We start from the raw sequence: 20,062 nt of genomic DNA, 5'->3' as shown, positions 1-20,062 counted from the left end.
GAGCGGATTTTCTATTCGGCTAAGTGGCTGGGAACTGTTAACGTCAAACAGCAGAAAGTTAAGAGCTATAACATCAGGAAGTGTACCGTTCAGTGGAGAGCAAAGCAGCAGATCTCTAATGTTCACAAAAAGTAGTCATTAGAGAGCGGCTGAAACGGTGATCATTTTTTGATTCGAGGCGCTGCGAATCATTGTGAAGCACTAAAAACTATGATCTTTTAGGCAACATTCTAAGTAGCGTATTGTCTTTGAGCACATAATGATGAAACAGGGCCGCGGTGGCATGTAAACCAATCAACCAATAACCGATCACCCCTCCTATCTCATGCACTTCTTCAAAAAAATCGGCCAGCTCTTTATTCTCAGAGATCAAGGCTGGCAGCGTCCATCCATAAAAGGGAATCACCTCGCCTTCTCCACTTAAAATCAACCAACCGATGATCGGCATAAAAAACATGAAAAAGTACAAAAGACCATGCATTACTTTTGCCAACGTGTGCTGCATTGAGTTTGGTCTCGGTGTTATTTCGGGAGACTGCTGAAGAAAATACATAAGTAAACGCAGACTCACAAGAGCTAAAATCGACAAGCCGAGCATAAAGTGCCAAGTTTTAAAAGCCTCTCTGATTCCTGTGCCTTTTTCAAAAAACTCACGTAACTCCATACTTGCAAACGTCACTGCAATCAGCAGAAACATTAACCAGTGCATTGTAATAGACCAAAAGCCGTATCTTTGACTTGTATTTTTCCAGTTCATAAATCCTTCCCCCAAAACAAAATAGCGCGACTGAATCTGCAGTAATGCTGAAATAATACCTGACATTTATAAATCCGACAATTGATAGCGATGCCGAACCAAACTGATTTCAATACTTGTTTATTAAGCAAAACATCTTACAACAATTTCCTATGAATATAGCTTTAATGTCGCATATTTTACTGCTATTTAACGATCAGGATGACCAACAACGATAGAAGCAAAGCAAGTAAGTGGTGATAAGAGCTGTTAACTTAGATAATATAAGGTATAAATAGATTTTATTTTTCAAAAATAGACGAGTTCACATAAATATGCAACGCACTCCAACAATATTTTCTCTGATGTTAATTTGGCTCCTATTTGGTGTAACCCTCCAAGTAGAAGCCGCTGTGGAGCCGTCTCTAAAGCCAAGTGATCAAATTCTAACCACCACTGATATTGAATCACTAAGCCAAACGCTAGTCCAAGCTGAAACACTTACCCCAGAAGAGCAAAAGACACTCACATCACAACTGAACCTTGCCCAAAACTGGGTGACGGAATCACAAAGTTATCAGCAACAATTACGAGCTTTGCAAAACCGCGTCTCTGAAGCACCAGTACGATTTAATGAACTCAAAGCGTCTCAAGAAAAAACGATGCAAGCACTTAATAATGAACTGAGTCTTGAGTTTAACAAGCTACCGAAAGATAAATTAAGCCAGCTTTTAAATACCACCGAAACCGAACTTCAACAAGCTAATACAAATTTTTTAAACAGTGAAAAAAAGCTCCGTCAACTTTTAACCATGGCCACTGAGGGCTCCCAACAAATAGCCCAATTGGAAAAGCGTATTAGCCAACAGCATGCGCTCCAAGCAACTTCTAATCAAGATGTTGGCTCAATGCTAGATGTTCCGACACGTATTCACTCCTTTAGTTTAATTGCGAGTTTGCAAGTACTTGAGACCTCCCTAAAGCTTATTAACTTCAAAATGGACAATTTAGGAGTGCTCACGCAGTTGGCTCAAACTGAAAGAGACTACTGGAATGTGCATAAGAAGCTCTTGTTAAAAAAAGTGAAGTCCTTTCAAACACTCTTGCAAAATGACAAGGCTTTCCAAGCAACTGAAGCACTTCAAGAAAGTATATCTGCACAACTTAATCAGACAAACCCTCTTTACCCACTTCAGCAACTCATCATTGAAGCCCAACAACTTAAAGCTGATTTGATTCAAAATGAACAACAAATCGATCAAAAAATAAACGCGGCTAATGAATCCATCACCTCTTTACAAGTGCATTTTGCAAGAGACAAACAGATTGTTGAACTGGAAGGTTCGCAAGAAACAATTGCTCAAGTACTGCATAAACGGTTGGAAGGCCTCTCTAAAATCAAAATTAGTCCAGGCAATGCACTCAAGATCAAAAATCAACTGAATACTTCGGTACTTAACCAATTATTACTCAGTGAAAAATTGGCAGATACCGTTAATCAAGATTTAACAAAAAAACTCCATGTCTTGCTGGGCGATTCATTGGTTAATTTAAACGAGGAAGAACGCTTACAGCTTAAACAACAGCTAGTGGATTTACATAATAAGTTCATCGAAACGGCCAAAGAACTCCAAACACTCTACCCCAGTTATATTAGCAAACTTGCTGAACTCAATGCCGTCACTGCACAACAACAAGACAAGACCATTGTGTACACTCGTTTTCTAAATGACCACTTATTATGGTTACCTAATGTGGGTATCAGTGGACTGTTTTCGATGGCAGCATTGACACAAAGTCTCCATTGGTTCTTGTCTCTAAACAACCTTAAATCGCTATTTGAGGATAGTCTTCAAGTACTCAATACGCACAAAATAAGTTTCGCCTTTTGGATCCTACTCATCGGTTTGCTTACTTTCGCTCGGCCGCGTTTTAAGGAAGGAATCGCCAAAATAGTGCCTTTGATCATGTCAATCCGTACGGATTCTATGCTCTATAGCCTGCAAGCTCTTGTGTTTACCTTTGGCCTTTCGATTTTGGCTCCATTAATTCTATTAGGTGCAGCGGCACTTTTGAATCAGCACTCTGACCCTGCCGAATATACCCAAGGCCTTATTAAAGGTCTGAACCATGCGGGGATATTAGTCTTTATTCTAGGAGGACTTAAACAGATATGTCGTCCTGATGGTTTGGCAGAGCGTCATTTTCGCTGGCGTGCCAGTGTTAGAAACTCATTTCAGCGTGAGTTAGGTTGGGCCGCATTGTTCGGGACGATTCTAATCATTGTTATTGATATCAATACCGTCAGCATAGCCCCTACCGATCAACAAATGATTGGACGGTTGGCCTTTATCTCATTCATGATGGGTTTAGGCATACTTATATATCGTCTATGGTCACCTCACAGCGAAATTGTGCGCGATTTCAAGCGAGACTCAAATATGGCTAATTGGACACAACTGCACTTTATCTGGTTTCCGTTATTGTTGGCGATTCCTTTCTCTCTTATTTGGATGACCGTGTATGGCTACTACTACTCATCCTTAGTGATTTCCGAGCATCTGAACTGGTCACTTGGTTTAATTCTGAGTGTTTATATTCTGCGAGAATTATTGCTACGTAGTCTCTATTTATCCGAACGCAAACTGCATTATGCCGAACGTGTGCAAAAGCTTCAGGCACTTCAAGCCGAAAAACAAGCTAAACAACAAGCGACAACCACAGAATCTCCAACAAATCCGGATGCCTTACCGTTAGTAGAGGAACCAGAAATGGATTACAGTAAGTTGAGTAATCAGGTTCGACAGGCATTAAATTTAGGGGCTGTACTGTTTTTCTTAACGGGTATATGGTTGATTTGGAGTGACATTTTTCCCGCCTTAAACCTTATTAGCAATAGCACGTTAGATATAACAAAGTCACAGATGATTAATGGCATCGTGCAACAAGTCCCCCTAACGTTAGGCGACTTAACGCTTGGAATTGCATTGGGCGCTATGACACTATTGTTATCAAAAGATCTACCAGGCCTGTTGGAATTTACGCTGCTTAGGTTTTTACCCATCAGCGCAGCCGTCCGCTATGCCGTGAGTTCACTGACACAATATGTCGTGGTGATTATTGGATTGGTGCTTATTTTTAGAGCCTTGGGTATTGAATGGTCAAATATTCAATGGCTGGTTGCCGCCCTCTCCGTTGGACTAGGTTTTGGTTTGCAAGAAATTGTTGCCAACTTTGTGAGCGGGATTATCTTGTTATTTGAGCAACCGATGCGAGTCGGAGATATTGTGACGGTGGATGGGGTCAGCGGAAAAGTCTCTAAAATTCGTATACGTGCCACCACCATCATTAACTGGGATCGCCAGGAATTAATTATTCCTAACAAACAGATGATTACCGGGCAATTTATAAACTGGTCACTTTCAGATCCGATAACGCGCGTTAAAGTGCCCGTAGGCATCGCTTATGGTAGTGATGTCAATTTAGCTTTGCAATTGATTCAGCAAGCCGCTGATGAACATCCAAAAGCCCTTAAAACGCCTGCTCCATCGGTTATTTTCGACAGTTTTGGTGACAGTGCATTACAGTTAGAACTGCGGGTATTTGTGGAAGATTTAGAAAACTTTATTACAGTCAAATCCGAACTCCACTCAGCCATTAATGACAAACTCAATGATGCCGATATCGTGATCGCATTCCCACAACGAGATGTCCATCTCAATACTTCTGAACCGTTAGAAATCCACCTAAAAAGGGAAGCTAAGAGTGAAAAAGCCTCTACAACTAAGGCGCTTGAATAATCATGAGTCGTTCTAAGTCTGGACAAACCATTGGCCGACCTTGTAAATTGACCGCTAAACCAACTGCTTTACCTGAAACAATAAGTCGATTATCTTTTTGGTGGTAAATATGCTGTATAAAAGCAAATTTGATGCGTGACTCTTGCTGTACCTCAACCGTGACATAAAAATCATCTTGAGAGGTCAGTGGTTTTTTAAAATCCAATTCCACTCGAATCACCATCAAATTTATACCTTTTGCTGCAAGTTCAGCAAAATCAACACCGTTGGCTAAGAGAAATTCATGGCGAGCATGTTCTAAATAGTTTTGGTAGACACTGTTATTCACAACTTTTTGCAAATCACATTCGTAATCACGTACACGCATTTCATACTTAAACATTGACCAATTTCCTTAGCACTTTTAATATAAACCTATAGTAAGACAAGTCACGGATTTTCTCTACCTACTTATAGAGCGACATCATTGAACTTAAAAAGGAGTATTGTAATGGCGATCTCTGATTGGCATAAAAATGATCGACCTCGAGAAAAACTCCTGGCATTTGGTTCTGGTCAACTTTCTGATGCTGAGCTCTTAGCCATTTTATTAAGGGTCGGGGTTAAAGGTAAAAGTGCCGTTGAGTTGGCTCAAGATTTACTTGACCACTTTGGCTGTTTGCATCAACTTTTAAAAGCCAGTGAAGCCGATTTTTGTCAAGCCAAAGGGTTAGGACAAGCTAAATTTGTCCAGTTTCAAGCTGTCTTGGAAATTTCAAAGCGCCACTTTGAGTCTGGTCTAAAAAATCGCGATGCATTTACTTCGCCTGAATTAGTAGCACGTTTTGTAGAATCTGAACTTGGTCACCAAAATCGCGAAAAATTTGCACTCTTATTACTCAATCAGCAACATCAGCTAATCGCCTTCAAAGTGTTATTTGAAGGCACCTTAAACCAATCTCAGGTCCATCTTCGTGAAGTGGTCAAAAGCGTACTCGACCACCACGCTGCAGCCGTTATTCTAGCGCACAACCATCCTTCGGGTGACCCAACGCCCAGTCAAGCCGATATAGATATTACGTTTCGGATTAAACAGGCCTTAGAATTTATTGAGGCCAGAGTTCTGGATCATATCATTATTGGTGATGCGGGTCGTTGGCACTCTTTAGCTCAACACCACCAAATGCCATAAACGGCATAAATAAGCACGCAAAATAATATTTATTAGGAATCGAGACCATGTTGAGATCATTCGCTCTAGAAACAAACCAGGCCTGGTTAAATTGAGACGCTTCATTTTTTTATTACCATTGAAGCAGTTCCTATGGATCTGGTTGACACTCATACTGTCCTTGTATTTAAGCTGGATAGTCCTTGCTAAGGCCAACTTTTTGTATGGCTTTTGGTACGACTATGCAGGTATAAGTGAACACATTGACCACTATGCTCCCAAAAATCGTTTTCGTCATGACTTTGAGACGACCGATGCCCAAACCCGTAAAGCGCTATTTGCCGGAATCGTTAAAGCAATTCATCACCAAGGCCATGGTTTACAAAGCTTAACGTACCAAGACAGAACTAAAACCATTGATATTCCGTTATTACACTCTGCAGAAATTGTCCATTTAACCGATGTTGCAAAGCTCATTGAGCTCTTAAAAAAATTGGGCTGGGGGGTATTGTTCATATGGGGGGCTCTGAGTATTTACCGGCTCAGATCACGCCAACCTTTTCCATCGCCACAAAAAGGTTTACTGAATGTAACATTCAGTTTGTTTATTTTGGCGATACCCATTGCCATATTTGGAGCCCAGAAGGTTTTTTACCAACTGCATATATGGGTATTTCCGGCAGATCATCATTGGTTTTTTTACTACCAAGACTCACTGATGAGTACGATGATGAAAGCGCCTGACCTATTTGCCTATATTAGCATCAGCCTACTTGTTTTAGGCATACTGCTCTTCATCCTCATCGTTAAACTGTTCCATGCCCTAAATCGCATTCATCTAAGTAAGATTAATTCATGACCTTAAAATTGAATTATTTTGCTCGCACTGCAAATAAAGTTTATTGATTTAACGCTCATGAACCCATATTCGTGGGCATACATTTCTATATTCCACTACCTGAATCCCTTCTGATTAAAACAACTTTCCACAAGAAATTAAGTCTATCAATGTCGGTCACTGGGCAGTCATACAAGCATCATACATTCGTAATATTCCCACCATCAACTTGTCACTAAACTTAAACCTGCCTGAAATAAGCATTTTTTATTATTAACTCTCCAAGCATAGCTCTATTCACTCTCTAAAATAGGAATCCTGAAAATGAAAACTATGAACCTAACGATGCCATTAGCATTAACAGTTTCAGCTTTAATGCTTACTGGCTGTGCTGGTAAAGATGGCAGTAACGGTAGTAATGGCAGCATATTCTCAACCGATGTTGAATTCAAATCGATTGCTCCCGCCATTACAACAAACGAAAAAAATACCATTCGTGCCACGAATGAAGTCACCATTGCCGGCCAAAAACAAGCGATTGCCTATAACACCCTGATGAAAACAGGGGATACCAATAATGGTGAAACCTTTGGTGTGGTTAAAGATTTTACAGATGCCATCATCACAAATGTCGACGCGACACCTATGCTTTGTAATGGCGGTGGCACAGTAGGTGCGAAAGGGTCTGGTCTGGATCACTTCTCATTTTTACAAAAAAACGGTAACGTTTACATGGTTTCTCAGTTCGAATGTGCTCCTGGCGCCATCTATATGAGCGAAATAGAACAAGCTGCAGACGGTAAGTTAAGTGTCAAAGCAAACACTTTACAATATGTAAGCCAAAAAGAAGAGTTTGGTGGTTGGGTACATTGCGCAGGAATGACGACACCTTGGAATTCGCATTTAGGTTCTGAAGAATATGAACCCAATGCGGCCGCTCCTAGTGGGAGTTACTGGGATTCAGTGACGAATAACTTCTGGGGTGGCGATGCGACTAGAAACAGTCCTTACTACTATGGCTGGACACCTGAAGTAAAGATCAACACGGATGGGACACCTAATTATACGAAACACTACAGCATGGGTCGTTTTGCACATGAATTATCGTATGTAATGCCTGACCATAAAACGGTGTATCTGTCAGATGATGGTACAAATGTGGGTCTATTTATGTATATCGCAGACGTTGCAGAGAATCTAAGCGCAGGGACACTTTATGCCGCTAAATGGACACAAACCTCTCTTCCTGGAGTTGGCACAGGAGAAGCCGTACTTTCTTGGATTGATTTAGGCCATTCGACTGATGTCGGGATCAAAGGCTACTTAAACACAGATAATAATGTGGCAACGGGAACAGATGCAATTACTTTTGCGAATATCTTTACGACAGAAACGCCGGCAGCTGGTGCATGTCCGACTCCAGCAACCTATACCTATATTAATACGGCAACAGGTGAGGAGTGCTTAGCATTACAAGATATTAATGGTGATACAACGGTTGACGCTCTTGATATTGCCATAGCCGCTCGGTTTGAAACACGACGCATGGCAGCCATGCAAGGTGCAACCACAGAGTTCAAAAAAGAAGAAGGCATCACCTTTAATCCACGTGATCGAAAATTGTATGTTTCCATGTCAAATGTGGGCAGCCTAATGAAGGATACCATCGGTGACATTCAAGTTGCCAACAACGGTTGTGGCGCCGTCTATGCATTAGATGTTGCCACAAATAAAACCATGGGCTCTGATTATGTAGCTTATAGCATGAAAGGCTTGGTTGCTGGAAAGGCTGTTGACTATACTGGAACGGCTCTTGAAGGCAATACTTGTGATATAGATGGCATTGCAAGTCCTGATAACCTCACCTTTTTAGAAGGCTCTGACATTTTAGTGATTGGTGAAGATACCAGTGCACATCCAAATGATATGATTTGGGCGTATAACATTAAAAATGGCAGGATGGATCGCATCTTGACGGTGCCTTATGGCGCTGAAACGACATCTCCATTTTGGCATAAAAACATCAATGGCAAAGGCTACTTAACGGCGACGACTCAACATCCATTTGGGGAAGTCTCTGTGGGGTATGTTGTTCCAACAGGTGTAGAAATGATGACAGAAGCGGGTTATATCGGTCCGTTTGATTTCTCTCAGATGAAATAACCAACAAGCAAAAAAGTGAGGTAACTCTCTTTTGCAATATAAAGCCTTGATTCTTGTGATCAAGGCTTTTTTATTACCTAGCATATTGATAAAACGCTATTTAACACGTTAGGTTTACGATCACTTACTGTTTTAAACACTTTCATGATAACCAGAGGGAAAAAATTCAAATGTTGAAAACATTTAGTAAAGCGAGAACGATGCCCCTAAGGATGATATTTATTTTTATCAGCGTAATTTTAACGGGCTGCTCAGAATCACAGCATACTGATATATCGCTACTGAACAACCGAATAGTGAATACGAATGGAGCTTATATTCCCGCTCAATGTTATACCAAAACCAAAAGTGAGAATGGGCAGATACATAACCCGTGCTTTAGTTGTCATACCGCCCCCATAGCGCCAAATTATATTGATGACAGTAGCCTTCAGCTTGCGTATGAATTTAAAGAAGCAACCCGGAAAAACCCATGGAGTAATCTTTTTAAAGACCGAACTGAACAAGTTGCCAAAATAACCGATCAAGCTATATTGAAGTACATACGTCAATCAAATTATTTTGACGAGCAAGGTCAGATCATTCTGGCCAAAAAAATGGCTGAACTCCCTGCTGAGTGGGATGTTAATGGCGATGGAAAATGGAATGGTTTTACACCGGATTGCTACTATCACTTTGATAAAGAAGGTTTTGACAGGAAACCAAATGGAGAGATTTCTGGCTGGAGAGCTTTTGCTTATGCTCCCTTCCTGGGTACCTTTTGGCCCACCAATGGCAGCACAAATGATGTCATCATTCGTTTGGCCCCCCCTTTTCGACAAGATGAAAATGGCAAGATGGATTTGGGCATTTATAAAATAAACTTAGCCATCGTGCAAGCGCTTATCCAACGCATAGACATTCCTATTCCAGCCACCGATGAACGATTATATGGCGTTGATTTAAATCGCAACGGCAAACTCGACATTGCCCAAAAAATAGTTTATCTCTGGGCACCTAGAGAAGGGGTATTTATGTCTTATGTGGGTAAAGCCAAAATATTAATGACCGAAAAAAAACTTCATCTAGCCGGAGGTCTTTACCCTGAGGGCACTGAGTTTTTACACTCCGTCCGTTATATTAATGTCGATGCTCAAGGTCATACTATGCTTGCCAATCGCTTTAAAGAGTTGCGTTATGGCATTAAAACAGGCTGGAACAACTACGGTCAACTACAAAATTCAGCCATGGCTGAAGAAAAAGAACTGCATGATTTTCCAGAGCGATTACGTCGGATGATGGGTAACCCAGAAGCTGGAATGCCCAATGGATTAGGTTGGGCATATCAAGGATTTATTGAAGATCAAAAAGGTCAGCTACGGCCACAGAGTTTTGAGGAATCGTTGAATTGTATGGGATGTCACTCGGGTTTAGGTGTCACAACGGACAGCAGTTTTGCATTCCCAAGAAAGCTGGGAAGCGAACAACTCCAGGCGAGTTGGTTTCATTGGACTCAAAAAGATTTAAACGGTCTGCCTGAACCTAAATTTCCCGATGGCCATTGGCAATATACCGAATACCTCCTCCAAAATCACTCTGCGAATGAGTTCCGCAATAACAAGGAAGTCATTGGAAAATTTTTTAACGCAGCTGGCCGCTTAAAACCGTCCGAAGTGGAAATCCTTCACAAGGATATCGGACACTTACTGCTACCGTCTGCTAAACGAGCTCTCAGACTCAACAAGGCCTATAAAATCATTGTTGATGAGCAAAGTTATATCTATGGACGAGATGCCCACGTAAAACCTGTTACGACGAGCTGGGATATCGTACCCACTGGTGAAAAAACCGGAATTAAAAAACCAGTGATTCATAATTGACTCTATTCGCAAACCAAAACCCATTACATAAATATATACACGGTAATCACTTGCTTTTTAAGCGACAACCATGCATAATTCCGCTTCTTATTTTCCGTAGTGGGCTGACCACTGCATAAGATATAGAAATATTCGAATATTTTTAATATATAAAAACCTTTGATTTTATTGAGATTTTCAAATAAATTAAATGTTTTAAGAACCTTATAAGGGATTGTGAAATGTCTAAAGTATGCCAAGTAACAGGAAAACGTCCTGTAGTCGGTAACAATGTTTCCCACTCTCACCGTAAAACACGTCGTCGTTTCTTACCAAACTTGCAATCGCATCGTTTTTGGTTAGAAGCTGAGAGCCGTTTTGTTAAATTACGCGTAACTGCTTCAGCTATGCGTACTATTGATAAAAATGGTATTGACTCTGTGATCGCTGAGATGCGTTTACGTGGTGAGAAAGTCTAGGAGACTGCAATGCGCGATAAAATTAAACTACAGTCAACTGAGTCTCCTTATTTTTATACTACTGATAAAAATAAGAAGAACATGGCTGGGAAATTTGAAATCAAGAAGTTTGATCCAGTGGTTCGTAAACACGTCTTGTTCAAAGAAGCTAAAATCAAGTAGATCTTATCCAGATAAATTTGATAAAACCTGGTTCAAAAGACCGGGTTTTTTTATGCCTAGAGAAAAGTGAGCATGACACTTTACCTCCAGAAAAGCACATAACACTTTATTGAAATAGCTCAACCTCAACTCTATTACGTCCATTCTCTTTTGCTTGATACATCAAGTCATCGGCTAATTTAAATACCGCATCACTGCTTAATTGATGGTCAGAAGGCAATATGATCGCACCGCAAGAAAGAGTCACGACACCATCAACACCTTCTTTGTTTTGAATGCCTAACGCTTTAATAGCCGCATTTACGTTCCTGAGAAAATCGTTAACATGCTCTAAATCAATTTCATTTAGAATCATTCCAAATTCTTCACCTCCTAATCTAAACACTAAGTCTTGAGGACGTCTTAAACTCTGTTGCAGCAAGTTAGAAACCTTTTGCAAGGCAACATCCCCCTGCTGGTGCCCATAATGATCATTTAAATTTTTAAAGAAATCGATATCAGCCATGGCAAATACAAATGGCATATCTTCACGCTGCGCTCGTTTAATCTCGCGTTCAAATACCTCCGTAAAGTAACGTCGATTATATAATCCTGTTAATGAATCTCGAATGCTTAACTCTTCTGCTTTTTTCCGATCCGTTAAGTCCTCACGTGTAACTGTTACCTTTTGAAGCTTGCCAAATCGCATTTCAGGAATGGCGGTTAAATTAACGCAATACAAAGAACCATCTTTTCGGCGACCTTCGACTTCACCCCGCCAAGTTTCCCCCTTTTTAACCCTCTGATAAATTTCATTATATTCATCATCAGACATAGCGGAGCTCTTAGTGATACTAGGGGGTTGACCAATCAACTCTTGCTTATCATAGCCACTTAATTTTGTAAAACTGTCACTCACCCAGATGAGAAGACCTTTATTGTCAGTCACTGTCGCGAGGCTTAACTCGTTCACGGTATCAATGTAAGACTGTAAAACTTTCTTAGAACGCTGAACTGATGACATCCATAACAGTAATATAATCAATGTGGCCAGTAAAATAAGGGCGATGCCATACAGCCAACGATACGATTTTGTCACCATTTTTAATTGCACCCAATTCTCATAAATCTGCTGGCGCTGCGTTTCCGTAACGCTTACAAGCGTATTTTCCAGTATAGAATATATATAGGGCGTCTCATTTTGCATATCCATTGCGGCTTTAAAACGCCTTTCTAGCGCTTCAGGACTCCAAACTCTACTCAAACCTTCTGGTTTGTTAGCATAATTGAGTGCGACGGAATGGTTCGAATAAACGGTCGTTCGAGTGTCTAAAATGGAAAGTAAACCTTTAGTAATTGAATCGACTGGCGCTGCATTGATCTCTGGATCAAACGATGTAAGTCCTTCTTGTAGCCAAGTATGTTCAATAACGGCAACCGTCCGACCATTTAATGGATCATTGAGAGCGATATAATCGAACCCATCGTCGTTGGCCAACACCATGGGCAAAGTGGGGGGGGATTGAATATAATTTAAATGATTCCTATGCGTTTGGGTTTCGACAGCACTCGCCAGAACATCGAATGCTGGGATTTTTAGATGAGAATAATCCAGAACAGATACAAACTCAAAGCCTGCCTTACCCCCCATTAAACTTAAATAAGCTGAAACGAGACCTCGAAAATCTTTTTTTTCGTCGAGTGCCCAATCGATACGGTCGTCAATGTTTCCATCTGTGTGCTCTCTAAGATAGGTGGGCTTTTCAACAGAAGACGGTCCCTCAGAGGCATCAAGTATAAAATCATTCGTATCGTTTTTTGTCAACTCAACTCGATTAATTGAGTCACTTTTTTTTTGTGTTATAGAAGCGTCCGCAAGCTGAATGGAAAGATTACCATCATGCTGAATACTGACCGGCTTTAACTTGGAAGCGTTTACAAGCACTGATGGGGCTGATGGTGCAATATTTTCAGACGAGAGCACTTGAAGAGGAAAAAGAAGTAATAGTCCACCACCAATCAAGCCAATTAGAAAGTTTATAAGATCAGGGTAACTATAGTCATGATTAGTCATGTTTCAATTATAGAATACTTAGACGCTAAATACATATTTTTACTTATTTTAATAACAAAGGTTTAAAATCTGCAAAACCTAATTCATAATAAAGCCATGGCCTCAGTTCATGTTTTATGAATAGAATCTCTCGTAATGGATCGAGATTTATTTCATCTTCACAGCAGAATTTTCCCTCAAGATTTCTTTGCCATGACAGAATGCGGTCTGACGCGACTCTCATTTGAGAACCATACAAGTTAAGCCGACAAACCTGACTTTACACCCTGTTTAACAGCTCAAGCTCTTTGAGACCAGCGATACCTTGTTAAACACCGATAAAGCCCACTATTCATAAACTTAACAATCGATCAGCTGATTCAATAAGATTTGAATTCCATAAATATACTTTAAACCGAGGTTAGAAATAAGCACGACCAGTTTAATGGCGGTCACTTAACACTTTGTTTACAATATGGATAACAAAACCCTAAACCGCTCACGGCCCAGAGAGAAGATTCGTTTATGCCAGAATTACCCGAAGTTGAAACTACTCGTAAAGGCATTCAGCCCAAAGTCGCTCAACAAACCATCACCGCTTTCGTCATTCGTGATGGACGATTACGCTGGCCGGTAGAAAAGCACTTGCAAAAAACATTGCCCGGCCTTGTGGTTTTATCGGTGGAACGGCGCGGAAAATATATTCTGCTAAACACCCGTAAGGGCAGTTTATTAATTCATTTGGGCATGTCTGGTAACTTACGCATAGTACCCATCGACACCGAAGTCCAAAAACATGATCATATAGATATCGGTTTTGCAAATGGTTACCTATTACGCCTGAACGATCCAAGACGTTTTGGTTCAGTTTTATGGCACGATGCTATATTAGGGCCAGTTGAAGGCCACAAACTATTAGCAAAACTTGCTCCCGAACCATTAACAGATAACTTTAATGGGGCTTACTTCTATGCCAAAAGCGCTCACCGTAAAGTGGCCATTAAATGCCTGGTGATGAACAGTCAAGTGGTGGTTGGAGCTGGAAACATCTATGCCAATGAAGCGCTCTTTATGAGTTGTATCCACCCCCAAACGCAGGCCAATTTACTCACCCGTAACCAATGTGATTTATTAGTAAGGAACATCAAATCTGTGTTGATTGCTGCTATTGAACAAGGGGGTACTACTTTGAAAGATTTCCTCTCGCCGGACGGCAAACCTGGCTATTTTGTGCAACAACTCAATGTCTATGGCCAGGATGGACAGGCCTGTCCAAAATGCCAAAGACCGATTGAAAAAATAATGATTAATCAACGCGCCAGTTTTTATTGTCCAAAATGTCAACCTTATCAAGCGCCCAGAGTGTTAAAAATATCGAAACTATAGCGACTCGAACGATTGACCGAGTCATCGTATCCATCGACAATAATATCCACAAGTTACATTTTGTAACCGCTTATTTCATATCTGCTTTATGGCAAGGAAAAGACCATGGATTGGTTTCAGCAAGAAAATGAACAAATCATTGAAGCTTTAAAAAGCCATCCTAAAGAGGGGTTGGATGACACGCAAATACTGTCCGCTCGTCAGCAGTTTGGCGACAATGAGATTGTACAAATAAAACGCGCCTCTGCGCTTTGGATGTTTGTTCGTCAGTTCAAAAACCCATTGCTCATTATCTTGATGTTTGGAGCCTTGCTTTCGTTTATCACTTCACACTTTATCGACGCTATTGCCATCACTCTTATCATTTTAATCAACGCCACCATTAGCTTTGTGCAAGAGTATAAAGCTCAAAAATCAATCGATGCCCTCAAGCAGATGGCCGCCCCCAAGACCCTTGTTTTACGGTCGCATAAGTGGCAATCACTACCCGCAAGGGAGCTTGTACCCGGCGATATCATTAGACTGGATGCAGGAAGCATTGTACCAGCTGACCTTAGACTGCTTGAAACCCAGCAACTCAAAATTGATGAGTCCGCCTTAACTGGTGAATCTGAACCGGTTGGTAAACATAACTTGCCCATGCCACAAAATGATTTACCGATTGCCGACCAGCTCAATATGGCTTTTATGAGTACGGCTGTGACCGAAGGTCAAGGGTTTGGTATTGTCATTGGCACAGGCATGCACACAGAAGTAGGCAAAATAGCACATCTTTTGCAGAGCGCTGCTACCACCTTAACTCCCCTCCAACAACGAGTACACCGTCTTTCCAATGTATTGATAATGGCGGCGTTGTTAGTGGTCATGGTGGTTATAAGCATTGGCTTAATGCATGGCATGAGCTGGTCAGTATTGATGACAACAGGTATCTCGCTGGCGGTCGCTGCGACCCCAGAAGGCTTAATGACTATTTTGACTATCGTGTTAACCCTTGGTGCCACGCGCATGATGCAAAACAATGGTTTGGTACGACAACTGGCATCGGTAGAGACCTTAGGTTCTACCTCTATTATCTGTTCTGATAAGACGGGGACTCTCACGCAAAATAAAATGCAAGTGACTCAGTTGTGGACAGGCGGCAACTACTATCACCTTGAGGGCCAAGGATATGAGCCAATCGGGCAGTTTTTAGACCATAACCAACACCCTGTATCCCACAAAGAGATTCATCATTTAGAACACATGGTGACATTATCGGTCTTGTGTAATGAGGCTGAATTGGTTGAAAACAATCATAAATACAGTGTCATTGGCTCTCCGACGGAAGGTGCGATTTTAGTGGCGGCGGCTAAGACAGGCATGACCAAAGCCATGGCCTTGATGCAATTTGAAGAGATAAAGAACTTTCCTTTTGACTCCAAACGCAAACTGATGAGTCTCATTGTAAAAGATCAACAAGGCCAACACTGGCTCATTGTTAAAGGTGCGCCAGATATTATGATCCAAAACAGTGAGGCGGTACAACTGCATGACAAACTTGGGGATATGCTCAGTGATAAACCTCAAATTGAAGCCGTTGTGGAACACTTTGCGGCTCAAGCATTACGCACCTTAGCCATCGGCTATCGCAAGTTACACAAAGACGATTTGCAACGCCCTTATAACGAATTAGAGACCAACCTAACACTCGCGGGAATCTATGGCATTATCGACCCTCCGCGCCCTGAAGCCATCAAAGCCGTCGCTGCGTGCCACTCTGCGGGTATAAAGGTCTCCATGATTACAGGTGACCACGCCACTACCGCTAAAGCCATCGCTTTACAAATGGGTATTATAGAAAGTACTGAAGCACCGGTGCTAGAAGGCAAAACTCTAAACTTGATGTCGGATGAAGCACTTTATAATCAGGTCGAAAATACCTCGGTATTTGCGCGAGTGACCCCAGAACACAAACTACGAATTGTACAAGCTCTGCAAAAACACAATCATGTCGTGGCTATGACAGGTGATGGCGTCAATGACGCCCCCGCATTGCGTACGGCCGATATGGGCGTTGCCATGGGTATAACGGGGACAGGTGTGTCCAAAGAGTCGGCTGACTTAATCCTACTCGATGACAACTTTGCCACCATCGTTGAAGCGGTTAAGGAAGGTCGACGTATTTATGACAATATTCGCAAATTCATCCGGCAGGATTTAACCACAAATGTCGGTGAAGTTTCTGCTTTGCTGTTTGCATTTGTTTTAATTATTGACGAGCCGTTGCTCACTCTCGCCCCCTTAATGATTCTATGGATTAACTTGATCAGTGATGGTTTACCTTCGCTGGCATTAGGAGTCGATGGCGCAGAAGACGATGTCATGAGTCGTTCACCTCGTCCCAAAAATGAAAGCTTCTTTACGGGACGATTAGGCCACACTATTTTGATTCGTGGTTTGATTATGGGTGGAGTCACTTATGGAATGTTTATGTATGCACTTAGTCTTGGAGTTGAGATGGCCTATGCACAAACGTTGGCCTTTATGACATTAATTTTTGGCCAGTTAATACAGGTTTTTGATAGCCGAACGCTCACCAATATCTACCGCCGAAACCCTTTCAGTAATCGTGCATTGCTGTGGGCGGTAAGCGGTTCAGCTATTTTATCGCTCATAATGGTGTATGCACCCTTTGGTAATTTGCTGCTAGGCACTCTACCGTTAAGTCCAGAGCACCTAGGATTAGCTTTCCTAGTGGGCTGCTTACCCGTATTACTACTCTCAGCCGTGAACGACATATTCAAGTTAAAGTGGCTATAAGCCATTCCCTGTAAAAGATCAGTCACCCTAAACCTTATAAAAGTATGTCATTGGACTAGTTTAAAATAGAAGCCGATTTTATGGCCGCAATCCATTGCTGCCCAACAGATAGACCTAACCCATTTTTAGAGCGTTTAGTGACTTGCGCTAATAATGGCCAAGGTTCATTGCCTACCCGTAAATGCACAAGCACACTATAGTCATTAATCGCCTCTAAAGACTCTATTGTCACGGGTAAATGATTGAGAATCGAACTCTGCAACGGTTTCTCTGCTAACAGACTGACTTGCTGCGCTGAAACGACCACACGCACCCACTCGCCGATACCCTGCTGAACTGCAGGCACCCAAAGCTCGGCATCACCCACCTTTAATCCCGTTAAACCATCCTCTAGATGCTGTTCAACGACTTGTGCCGAGAGCACCGAACGCGGTTCCGCGCTTTGATACAACGGTGTGCCCTCTCGGTTTAAGGCCTGTTCAATCAACTCAATTTTCGAAATGCGGCCTTTCTCCATAAAGACAACCGTATCTGCTAACCGTTCCACCTCTTCTGGCGAGTGCGTAATATAAAGAATAGGTATCTCCAACTCATCTCGTAAACGCTCAAAATACGGCATAATCGCCCGTTTTGAAAACAGATCCAGTGAGGCCATAGGCTCATCCATCATCAGTATTTTAGGCTGAGACAGTAATGTTCTACCAATAGCCACACGCTGTTTTTCGCCCCCAGACAGCGTCACAACATCACGCTTTAAGAGTCGTGCCAAACCCAACCACTCGACCACCTGCGGAAAGCTTATCTGGTGAGCCACTTGAGATGATTTTGTAGCGCGTTTTAAACCATAACGTAAATTATCTTCTACATTAAGATGCACAAACAGACTGGCTTCTTGAAAGACATAACCCAGTTTTCGCTTATGAATCGCCAGCGATTTTCCGGCAGACAACCAGGCCTGGTCAAAAAATTTAACCTGACCCATCGTTTGATCTTCAAAGCCTGCTAAACAGCGTAAAAAAGTGGTTTTACCACTGCCCGAATGGCCAAAAATCGCTGTTAATCCTGAGGATGGTATTTCGAAGTCTCCCGTTTCTAAACGAAATTCACCACGTTGAAGTTGAAAGTTACCGCGTAAACTCATCCGATTTTTACCTCCATACGACGATTGACACTATACACAATCGTTAACACTAACAAGCTCATAACCAACATAATGGCCGATAAAACATGTGCTTGTGAGTACTCCATGGCTTCGACATGATCATAAATAGCAATTGAAGCCACTTGCGTTACCCCCGGAATATTGCCACCAATCATAAGAATAACGCCAAACTCCCCTACAGTATGTGCAAATGCAAGGGTCGCAGCCACCAAATAATGGCGGCGCGTTAATGGCAAAATAACGCTAAAAAACCGATCTATCGGCCCCGCTCCCAGCGTTGCTGCGACTTCAATAGGACGTTTACCAAGCTGTTCAAAGCCATGCATTAAAGGCTGTATGGCAAACGGCAAAGAGTATAAAAAAGAGCCTATCACCAGGCCACTCATGGAGAATGTGAGCGGTGAAAAACCTAACGAAGCCCATAAGCTGCCAATCGGTCCCTCAGGACCAATTGTGACCAATAAATAGAAGCCCAACACCGTTGGGGGCAAGACCAATGGCAAGGCAACCATCGCTTCGAAGAGTGCTTTTTTCATGCCCTGTATACGAGCCAACCATAAGGCCAAAGGCGTTCCCAAAACAATTAATAACACGGTGGTGTATGACGCCACCTGTAAGGTAACCCATAAGGGCTGTAGATCGACACCTGCTAACATCTCATTCCTATCTATTATATTGGTTAAGTGCCTGACAAGGCCCAAAGAGCATTATTTTACAGCTTCACCTGGCCCTAAGCCATAACCGTAAGCTTGTATACGCTGACGAGCTTCTTCAGAATGTAAGAACTTCAGAAAAGATTGAGTCGCTTTGCTTTGTCGACCTTTTATAACAACAGCTTGTTGCACTAATGTGGGGTAAAGGTTCTGGTCGATTTCAAAGTACTCGCCACCTACGGGTTTTTCTGGATTAGACACATAAGACATTGCAACGAGGCCTAGTTGTGCATTTCTACTCACGACGTATTGATAGGTTTTTCCAATATTTTCACCTAGAGCAATTTTGTGTTGAGATTTTAACATTTCATATAAACCGAAATGAGTCAAAACAGCCACCGCGGCTTCACCATAAGGAGCCGTTTTAGGGTTGGCAATGGCGACAAAATGCAAATGAGGATTATCAATTTGTAACGTTGATAAATCAGGGCTGACTTTCTCGGGCTCTGGCGACCACGCTACTAATTTACCTGTTACATAGGTAAAACGGCTACCTGGTTCAATAAATCCCTCTTTTTCTAACATCTCAGGACGTTTTGCATCTGCGGCAAAAAATAGGTCATAAGGTGCTCCATGTTTGATTTGGGCATACAACATACCGGTTGCTCCATTGGAGATATGGACTGTAATCCCCGTCTCTTTGGTAAAATCTTGTGACAATGCTTTTAAGGTTGTCAAAAAGTTCGACGCGACGGCAATCCTAACCGAATCTTCAGAATAGGCCACTGAACTCATTAAGATGATCGCCATCATGATAAGGTTTAAACTCATTTTTTTTATCAACATACTCATTTTTTCTCTCTC

Annotated in this window: 15 protein-coding genes; 9 read left to right on the top strand and 6 right to left on the bottom strand. The window is 41.8% G+C overall.

All coding sequences use genetic code 11. The annotated features are described in order from the left end of the window. Positions 1–208: 208 nt before the first annotated feature. Positions 209–823: a cytochrome b gene (locus F612_RS0111485; protein ID WP_019557917.1), complete on the bottom strand. Its 615-nt coding sequence runs from the start codon at positions 821–823 to the stop codon at positions 209–211. 278 nt (positions 824–1,101) lie between these two features. On the opposite strand from F612_RS0111485, the gene F612_RS0111480 reads away from it, so the two are divergent. Then, complete coding sequence (locus tag F612_RS0111480; protein WP_169335990.1) at positions 1,102–4,536, top strand: mechanosensitive ion channel domain-containing protein; 3,435 nt, start codon at positions 1,102–1,104, stop codon at positions 4,534–4,536. On the opposite strand, the gene F612_RS0111475 is transcribed toward F612_RS0111480, so the two are convergent. After that, entirely contained in the window at positions 4,520–4,918 is a 399-nt protein-coding gene (locus tag F612_RS0111475) for an acyl-CoA thioesterase (protein WP_019557915.1), read from the bottom strand. The two genes, F612_RS0111480 and F612_RS0111475, sit on opposite strands and share 17 nt — an antisense overlap. Before the next feature lie 108 nt (positions 4,919–5,026). On the opposite strand from F612_RS0111475, the gene radC reads away from it, so the two are divergent. The 6 genes from radC to rpmG all read left to right on the top strand — a co-directional run bounded on the left by radC (position 5,027) and on the right by rpmG (position 11,166). Further along, a complete protein-coding gene (radC, locus tag F612_RS0111470; RefSeq protein WP_019557914.1) occupies positions 5,027–5,707 on the top strand; it encodes a RadC family protein in 681 nt (226 codons plus the stop codon). A gap of 142 nt (positions 5,708–5,849) precedes the next feature. After that, on the top strand, positions 5,850–6,545 hold the full coding sequence (locus F612_RS12715; protein ID WP_157760554.1) for a lipoprotein intramolecular transacylase Lit: 696 nt from the start codon (positions 5,850–5,852) through the stop codon (positions 6,543–6,545). Positions 6,546–6,848: 303 nt separating this feature from the next. Then, a complete protein-coding gene (locus F612_RS0111460; protein WP_019557912.1) occupies positions 6,849–8,687 on the top strand; it encodes a PhoX family protein in 1,839 nt (612 codons plus the stop codon). Positions 8,688–8,857: 170 nt separating this feature from the next. Further along, positions 8,858–10,546, top strand: a complete 1,689-nt coding sequence (locus F612_RS0111455) for a hypothetical protein (protein WP_211209501.1) — start codon at positions 8,858–8,860, stop codon at positions 10,544–10,546. A gap of 221 nt (positions 10,547–10,767) precedes the next feature. Beyond that, positions 10,768–11,004, top strand: coding sequence for a 50S ribosomal protein L28 (gene rpmB / locus F612_RS13300; protein WP_019557910.1), 237 nt, complete (start codon positions 10,768–10,770; stop codon positions 11,002–11,004). Between the two features lie 9 nt (positions 11,005–11,013). Continuing rightward, positions 11,014–11,166, top strand: a complete 153-nt coding sequence (rpmG, locus tag F612_RS13295) for a 50S ribosomal protein L33 (protein WP_019557909.1) — start codon at positions 11,014–11,016, stop codon at positions 11,164–11,166. 106 nt (positions 11,167–11,272) lie between these two features. Here the strand turns inward: rpmG and F612_RS0111440 are convergent, their stop codons facing one another. After that, positions 11,273–13,219, bottom strand: coding sequence for a diguanylate cyclase (locus tag F612_RS0111440; protein ID WP_019557908.1), 1,947 nt, complete (start codon positions 13,217–13,219; stop codon positions 11,273–11,275). 504 nt (positions 13,220–13,723) lie between these two features. Between F612_RS0111440 and mutM the strand changes: the two genes are divergently transcribed. Continuing rightward, complete coding sequence (gene mutM / locus F612_RS0111435) at positions 13,724–14,584, top strand: bifunctional DNA-formamidopyrimidine glycosylase/DNA-(apurinic or apyrimidinic site) lyase (RefSeq protein WP_019557907.1); 861 nt, start codon at positions 13,724–13,726, stop codon at positions 14,582–14,584. A gap of 105 nt (positions 14,585–14,689) precedes the next feature. Beyond that, a complete protein-coding gene (locus tag F612_RS0111430; RefSeq protein ID WP_019557906.1) occupies positions 14,690–17,383 on the top strand; it encodes a cation-translocating P-type ATPase in 2,694 nt (897 codons plus the stop codon). A 55-nt stretch (positions 17,384–17,438) separates the two neighbouring features. Here the strand turns inward: F612_RS0111430 and modC are convergent, their stop codons facing one another. Genes modC through modA form a run of 3 tightly spaced genes read right to left on the bottom strand, consistent with a single transcriptional unit; the run spans position 17,439 to position 20,050 of the window. Continuing rightward, positions 17,439–18,524 (bottom strand): molybdenum ABC transporter ATP-binding protein, encoded by a 1,086-nt coding sequence (modC, locus tag F612_RS0111425; protein ID WP_019557905.1) that lies wholly within the window; start codon positions 18,522–18,524, stop codon positions 17,439–17,441. Further along, positions 18,521–19,201: a molybdate ABC transporter permease subunit gene (gene modB, locus F612_RS0111420; protein ID WP_019557904.1), complete on the bottom strand. Its 681-nt coding sequence runs from the start codon at positions 19,199–19,201 to the stop codon at positions 18,521–18,523. The genes modC and modB overlap by 4 nt, the downstream gene beginning before the upstream one ends. A 51-nt stretch (positions 19,202–19,252) precedes the next feature. Further along, entirely contained in the window at positions 19,253–20,050 is a 798-nt protein-coding gene (gene modA, locus F612_RS0111415; protein WP_019557903.1) for a molybdate ABC transporter substrate-binding protein, read from the bottom strand. Positions 20,051–20,062: the final 12 nt, after the last annotated feature.

This window comes from Thiomicrorhabdus arctica DSM 13458 (genome assembly GCF_000381085.1).
GTDB classification, from domain to species: domain Bacteria; phylum Pseudomonadota; class Gammaproteobacteria; order Thiomicrospirales; family Thiomicrospiraceae; genus Thiomicrorhabdus; species Thiomicrorhabdus arctica.
Note: the sequence above shows the minus strand (reverse complement) of the source record. Positions and strands in the feature narration are given on the sequence as shown.